The organism is Desulfomonilaceae bacterium, assembly GCA_041662605.1.
In the GTDB taxonomy this organism is placed as follows: domain Bacteria; phylum Desulfobacterota; class Desulfomonilia; order Desulfomonilales; family Desulfomonilaceae; genus CAJBEZ01.
The window spans coordinates 80,626-86,625 of record JBAZSD010000018.1 but is presented as its reverse complement, the minus strand read 5'-3'; the positions used below and the strand labels follow the sequence as shown (position 1 = coordinate 86,625).

The window sequence follows — 6,000 nt, the reverse complement described above, 5'->3', positions numbered from 1 at the left end:
AACAGGTTTGGGAAATTACAAATGATGGTTCAAACGACCCTGCTCCAGCATCAGGAACAGGGAATTAATTATCAACATGCACAAGTGTAATTGTCGCCAGTGCACAAATGTAATTGACGTCGGGCACTGCCCGGGCAATTCCATTTTCAGTGGCGTCATTAAGATTGGCCCCGCTTCCAACAAACTGAATGGGAGCGGCATCCTCAATCACGGACTGTCCAAAACGATCAGCTAAACCCCTTGCAACCTGTTGTTCGGACGCCGACAGAGGTCGAGCAAGGTGTGGAAGATCATCAATCGGCGGTAGAAGGATAGGACCATATATTGTAAGACCTTTTATGACCGACAGATTCAAGATGACTTCGGCCGACACATCAGTCGTATGTCCCGCCAGTTCACCATCTCCCTGCATGGCATGAGCGTCCCCGAGATATATTCCGCCTCCCTGGACTTTCACAGGGCATATAAGGATTGCTCCCTCACGCACAGAATCAATATCCATATGACCATCTGTACGTAGTTCCAGTTGTTCGGCCGTTATCCCAAATTTGTGCGGAGCATTGACCAGAAACTGTCCAAAATCTCCGGCGTTATGGGAGTCCGGCATGTCTATCGCCGGTGTCGATCCTATGTTACCCAGAAAAGGTCTCATTCGTGTGATGACGCCCGGAAGGTCTGATGGACACAAAGTCAGAGCCGGATTTTGGGAGCAGGATTCGGGTAAAGCCATCAATTTCCTGGCGTCGCCAGCCATTCTTTCGGCGACTTCGGCCCCTACAGTCAACGCCATTTGGCTCTGTTCGTCAAAAACTATTGTATACCCATTAGAGAGTCGAAACGGGCTAACCTCCGCTCCACACTCGGCGCAACGTATTGCTTCAGGCCCGATTCCTTCGACTCTACTGTTCGGATTTTCCTTCCCACATCCTGGACAATGTCGGGCAACGAATGGGTCACCGGTATACCGTCCGTCTACAAAAGTCATCGTTCCTGATGAGGTAGCAGCCGATGTGACCCTGATTTTCCGGATCCGGATTGCAATCGCGTCACCCGGTTCCGCTCCCTCGACGGCAACTGGCAAAGTAACTTCGTGACCTCCCTGGAAAGAGGGAGTGATCATTGGCCCCCAACAACCAGGCGCTGTATCTGCGATTACAACTCCTCCATTTGCAAGGGGACCGATCATCGGGATGCTTGGTCCCACAATTCCGCCAGTAAATGTGTTGACTCGAATTTCCTGCTTCGGTTTAACACTCATTATTTGGTCACTCCTTATCGATGATATAAGCCCTAACGCTTTCGAACCTATTAAAGCCCCAACTTATGCAGTCACTGAGGTTGTGGATCTTTAGGTTATTAGAAGATTGGGTCAGATGCAATCATGAATTCATTCGTATTGAGCATTCGAGGGCCTGGAGTCTGACATGTGAGTAACACATAACTTGGCATGATGATGGGCCTCATTCATCTTGTAAATGAGAAATTAATCAATCCCCTCACTCGTTTCGACGGCACCGGGGTGTTTAGGGAGTCCCTGCTTATTTAGGGCCCTAGTTGTTGCTAACCAGCATCTATATTGATAGTTTCAATCTTTATAGCGCCGTGTGTCAGGAGCCGTTGAATCTCAATCTAAACATTCCGTGACTCAAGTATTTCAATGGAGAATTCACAGAATGGCCGGACGAGAACAATTTGTTATTGATGCAAAGGGCAAAAAGACTGGAGTTATTTTACCGGTAAAGCTTTACCAGAAATTGCTTGAGGATCTGCATGATCTGGCCGTAATCGCTGAACGACGTGAAGAAAACCCCATAAGCCTGGAGGAAATGAAACGTCGGCTAAAAGAAGATGGAATCTTATAAAATTGTTTTCAAGCCGTCTGTAGAAAAAGACCAGAGAGTCTCGTTCTGCATCCGTCCCATTTTCAGAGCAAATCAGTCAATTCTTCTTTACTCATCCCCATTTGTTTCAGTATTGCGGCCAGAGTTCCCGGTTTTATCCGCCCTCTGGGGATGGTGGTAATTAGCCCTGATACGCCATAAACCAGCACATGCTTCTTTCCTTCCTTAATCTGGTAGCCCAGTTTCCTTGCCACCTTCTTCAATTGCCTTGCAGTGAGGTTCATTTTGCCTGACGTATATTTCCCCAGATTTCAGCCTCCGCCTCCAGACAAAGCTCGATGGCGTCTACCAGGTTGTCCAGGGCTTCCTGAATAGTCTCTCCCTGAGAAATCGCCGCCGGGATCTCTTTGCAGGTCACGGTGTATCCACCATCTTCCAGATCCGGTTTCAAAATCGCGGTGAACTGTCTTTCGCCGACAAATACCTTCTCTTCTCCTGGAATCTCCAAGTCCCTGATTGAGCCTTTGAGCCCGTCAATGAGTTCCCCAAGGGCAAAGGAAAATACAAATTGTCCTTTGAGGGCGTCCAAAATGATTTTGGGCTCCTTCGTCAAAACGAAAATGTCGAAGCCATTGGTGAGAAACCGCAATTCCGCTAAAGGCGCTTTCAAATCTGGAAAATTCTTTCGCAGAAATTCCAGGGCCTTTCTGATTTTCTGGAGGCTGATCCCTTCCTCTCGGAGTCGTTTGGCGACCTTGAGCTGAACCAGGTCCTTGAAGGAGTATTCCCTCCTCGACCCTTTGCCAGTTCCAATTTTTTTCGAGGGCCGCACGATACCTGTTCTGTCCCAATGTTGGAGTTGCATACGGGAAACACCGGTTATATCTTTAACCACCTTAGCTCCAAATCCAGCGATCATGTTCCCTCCTTTGTAGCATACCAATATGTTTACAAGCATATCAATTCATAGTCAATAGGATTCTGGGATACAGAAACCGGCTATGAGTCGTCTGGAACGTTCTCCGAGAGTACACTGCGTTCCCCACTCCCCCGTTTTCTCAGAGAATATGGCGTTATTCCAAGGCTTCTGACAAACCCAGTACCCTAACGTCGAAATGTAAATATCACTAATCTCGGCGGGCTTTGTGAAGGGATCCGGGACCAGTTTGCACATCCAGCATTTGCAATCCCCTGGGAATAAATTCTCGTCCATTGATACCCTGATATGACTCATAACCAGAGAAGATCAAGAGTTAAAGACTTGCGCTATTTTGGCAGAACTTGCATTGTGTTTAGATGGTTCTGGCCACGAACTCGAATTCTTAAAGCAACTTTCTGAACTCATCCTGTGTTAAACCAGCATCGTGCGCGATACCGCCCATGGTATAGGCGTTAACAGGATTATGGCGGGGGATCGTAAGAATTCGCAAACCATCCGACATGACAATGTGCTTCCCCTGTCGAATGATACTAAAACCTGCTTTTTTCAGGACCCTTACAGCATCCAGATGATCAACCCCGGGTATTTTCCCCACGGCGCTACACTGCTACATCTATTTCCCGAACGTCAGAGTCCGGGAACAAATCGTCTACAGCGGCTAAGTACTCTTTAATCGCATCGGTTATGTTTTCAATAGCCTCTTGCTCTGTTGCGCCCTGCGACCAACACCCGGGTAGGCCCGCTACAGAGACGCTATATCCTTCTTCCGAAAGTCTGAGCATAATTTTGTATTTCATTAGGGCTCTCTTATTACCTCTTGGCCTAGCAGAGTTTCCTCGGAAAGAGATCTGTTCGTTTCCATTACCATGGAAATAGCCTCAAGCAAATTTCTCTTGGTTTCTTCCAAAGTTTCGCGCGGCATTCATTGTAAACGAGTTCCAGATCACAATCCAGTGATGAGTTCTATGAATGCCTTCCGCATGACCAGACTGAACCATTTTACAGGGCGGCCGAGAGCATCGTCATTCTGGACCCTGGTCAGCAATTGGAATCCCAGGCGTTCAAAAAGTAGCTGTATTTCCTCAGGGACTCTTTATATTGGGCGTCTCTAACGCGATTTCGGCGAAATTTGTGATAAAGTGACGGGGAAAATAATGTTCCAACAGGACAAAATCGCGGGGAATTGATTTTAGACCAGGTTTCAGCACTCTGGAAGATAATAGTCATGTTCAGGCCAAATAAATCGGTTTTCTCTAGATCCGGTTTGTATTTCGTTGAAAATCTAGCAGTCGTGAGGATATAAGAATCTCATGATAATTCGATGTACACAGAAGTTATTGGCCGAATTGAAGGCTCATCCAGAACCGCATGAGCCGGTCACAGAGTCATTCATGGACTGTCATGCGACTCTGTTTCGCATTCAGCGTCACAAATGTGTAATGATCTCCAATGATTTGACTTTGTTTACCATCTTCATACCAGTCCTGAGGAAACCGGCGTTTAAGTTCTTTGATCGGATCGTAGGTGAACATTTTTTCAAAAACCTGCTTCATGAAAATATTCCTCAACCACAAATCGAGGCTGTTTTATCTGAATTTCAGAATGTCAGTTACCAGAAAACCTGTAATCGCAGTATTCTCGGTTCCATGAACGACCTCAGGCGAGGTGTCGAATATCGTATCTATGAAGCAGGAGGCCTGGAAAGAATAAATCTCTATGAATTGAATGAGGAACTGAATCGCACCTTTTTAGGAGCCATAAATCACAATTACCCAATAAAAATTTTCAGAGAGATGTTGAAATCAATCGGCTAGGATTGTTTTGTAGCCTGAACTCATACCATTGTTCAGTTTTTAGAGACCAATGAAAAAATCATCAGTCCAGCATCATGTTTAATAACAGTGGGCCAAACTTTTGAAAACTGAAGTGACATTTACACAAACTTATTAACAATTCCAATAAATTAGAGATACTTTAGAATCTATTTCTCGTCCTGATATTTTTCCCCCTTAAAATACCTCAAATCCGGCAATATTGCTCTTACTCGATAAGCAGGTTTACCATTCGTTGCGGGTTGGTTTTTCTCAAATCTTTTATAATCCTCGGCGTTAGAAAGAATCCTAACCTCTTTCCATTTAGACTCAGTCATTTGATCTGTCTCCAGTCTGTCCAATAGTTTTTGTTTCTGATACGAACTTTTCGGTAATCATTGTTGCCTGGTTGAAATAATGGTACAAGTCGTCACCAAAAGAAAGCATTAGCTGAATTTTGAACTTCAGTTTATTGGCCGCCAGCGTTGTTGGTAGAAGATGATCGCGAATGATTGTCTTCAGATTCAAGCTGTCTAATAACTTTATCGAAATCGCTCTCGAACAGCCGATCCTGCATGATCCGATATTTTTCGAACTCGCCCTCAGCAAAATCCTTGGCGATTTGGGCTGTAATCTTCCCATTGTCCAGCACATAGCCCTTGATGGCAAACTCCCGCAGCACTCGGGTGGCCCACTGGCGGAACTGTGTCGCCCGAACAGAATTGACCCGGTAACCCACTGAGATGATCGCATCAAGATTGTAAAAATCCACATTCCGGACAACTTCACGCTTTCCCTCGGTTTGAACTATCCGGAATTTCCGGATAGTTGCCTCCGGCGTAACTTCTCCCTGTTCATAAACATTTTTGAGATGTTCATTAACCGTTCGCACGTCCACATCGAACAAAGCCGCCATCAGTTTCTGCAATAACCAAACCGTTTCATCCTCATAGAGTGCTTCAATACTTTGTTCTCCCGCCTGACCCGTAAAAATAAGGAACTCGGCCGTGCTGTTGCGAATCAGCTTTTTGTCATCATTCATCCTTCCGCCTTTATCCCTTTTCATATTGACTTCACTTCCGTACCCGGCGTCATCTGTTTGAAGATTTGATCTATACCACGGCTCTTTTCCCCTGGACCATCAATATCGTTCACCTCTAAACAAAAAACAGGTTTGGGGAACTACAAACTATGGTTCCGAAGATCCCACCCAACGCAAGCCTTCATGTCATCTCGAGCGAGCGTAGCTACGAGAGATCTTACCGACACGGCGATAAGGTATTGTTCTTGGTGGCAGGCGGGAAAATATTCCCCTGATCATGGCTTCGCCAAATTCTAAACTGAATTGGGTAATCAACTCACGGATTAAGAAGCCCAGAATTTGCAGTAAACAACGTCAGATTCGCGG

9 protein-coding genes are annotated in these 6,000 nt (G+C 45.8%); 2 read left to right on the top strand and 7 right to left on the bottom strand.

The features are described 5' to 3' along the window. Nucleotides 1–64 precede the first annotated feature (64 nt). Nucleotides 65–1,258, bottom strand: a complete 1,194-nt coding sequence (locus WC647_14065) for an acetamidase/formamidase family protein (GenBank protein MFA6223431.1) — start codon at nt 1,256–1,258, stop codon at nt 65–67. 415 nt (nt 1,259–1,673) lie between these two features. Here WC647_14065 and WC647_14060 point away from each other — a divergent pair, with 415 nt between their 5' ends. After that, nucleotides 1,674–1,862: a hypothetical protein gene (locus WC647_14060; GenBank protein ID MFA6223430.1), complete on the top strand. Its 189-nt coding sequence runs from the start codon at nt 1,674–1,676 to the stop codon at nt 1,860–1,862. A 62-nt stretch (nt 1,863–1,924) separates the two neighbouring features. On the opposite strand, the gene WC647_14055 is transcribed toward WC647_14060, so the two are convergent. The 4 genes from WC647_14055 to WC647_14040 all read right to left on the bottom strand — a co-directional run bounded on the left by WC647_14055 (nt 1,925) and on the right by WC647_14040 (nt 3,578). Then, nucleotides 1,925–2,125: a type II toxin-antitoxin system HicA family toxin gene (locus WC647_14055; protein ID MFA6223429.1), complete on the bottom strand. Its 201-nt coding sequence runs from the start codon at nt 2,123–2,125 to the stop codon at nt 1,925–1,927. Beyond that, on the bottom strand, nt 2,122–2,760 hold the full coding sequence (locus WC647_14050; protein MFA6223428.1) for a MerR family transcriptional regulator: 639 nt from the start codon (nt 2,758–2,760) through the stop codon (nt 2,122–2,124). Before WC647_14050 ends, WC647_14055 begins: the two co-directional genes overlap by 4 nt. A 403-nt stretch (nt 2,761–3,163) precedes the next feature. Beyond that, entirely contained in the window at nt 3,164–3,376 is a 213-nt protein-coding gene (locus WC647_14045; GenBank protein MFA6223427.1) for a type II toxin-antitoxin system HicA family toxin, read from the bottom strand. Nucleotides 3,377–3,380: 4 nt separating this feature from the next. Then, a complete protein-coding gene (locus tag WC647_14040) occupies nt 3,381–3,578 on the bottom strand; it encodes a type II toxin-antitoxin system HicB family antitoxin (protein ID MFA6223426.1) in 198 nt (65 codons plus the stop codon). A 513-nt stretch (nt 3,579–4,091) separates the two neighbouring features. Between WC647_14040 and WC647_14035 the strand changes: the two genes are divergently transcribed. Next, complete coding sequence (locus WC647_14035; protein MFA6223425.1) at nt 4,092–4,595, top strand: hypothetical protein; 504 nt, start codon at nt 4,092–4,094, stop codon at nt 4,593–4,595. 167 nt (nt 4,596–4,762) lie between these two features. On the opposite strand, the gene WC647_14030 is transcribed toward WC647_14035, so the two are convergent. Together WC647_14030 and rhuM are read right to left on the bottom strand one after the other, a co-directional pair. Further along, nucleotides 4,763–4,930, bottom strand: a complete 168-nt coding sequence (locus tag WC647_14030) for a hypothetical protein (GenBank protein ID MFA6223424.1) — start codon at nt 4,928–4,930, stop codon at nt 4,763–4,765. Nucleotides 4,931–5,061: 131 nt separating this feature from the next. Then, the gene (gene rhuM, locus WC647_14025; GenBank protein ID MFA6223423.1) at nt 5,062–5,634 is read right to left on the bottom strand and encodes a RhuM family protein; all 573 of its coding nucleotides are present in this window, start codon (nt 5,632–5,634) and stop codon (nt 5,062–5,064) included. Between the last annotated feature and the right edge of the window lie 366 nt (nt 5,635–6,000).

Bases quoted from the DNA above. Each gene is read 5' to 3' on its own strand.
- WC647_14065 (MFA6223431.1), bottom strand. From the start codon at position 1,258: ATGAGTGTTAAACCGAAGCAGGAAATTCGAGTCAACACATTTACTGGC.
- WC647_14060 (MFA6223430.1), top strand. From the start codon at position 1,674: ATGGCCGGACGAGAACAATTTGTTATTGATGCAAAGGGCAAAAAGACT.
- WC647_14055 (MFA6223429.1), bottom strand. From the start codon at position 2,125: ATGAACCTCACTGCAAGGCAATTGAAGAAGGTGGCAAGGAAACTGGGC.
- WC647_14050 (MFA6223428.1), bottom strand. From the start codon at position 2,760: ATGATCGCTGGATTTGGAGCTAAGGTGGTTAAAGATATAACCGGTGTT.
- WC647_14040 (MFA6223426.1), bottom strand. From the start codon at position 3,578: ATGAAATACAAAATTATGCTCAGACTTTCGGAAGAAGGATATAGCGTC.
- WC647_14035 (MFA6223425.1), top strand. From the start codon at position 4,092: ATGATAATTCGATGTACACAGAAGTTATTGGCCGAATTGAAGGCTCAT.
- WC647_14030 (MFA6223424.1), bottom strand. From the start codon at position 4,930: ATGACTGAGTCTAAATGGAAAGAGGTTAGGATTCTTTCTAACGCCGAG.
- rhuM (MFA6223423.1), bottom strand. From the start codon at position 5,634: ATGAATGATGACAAAAAGCTGATTCGCAACAGCACGGCCGAGTTCCTT.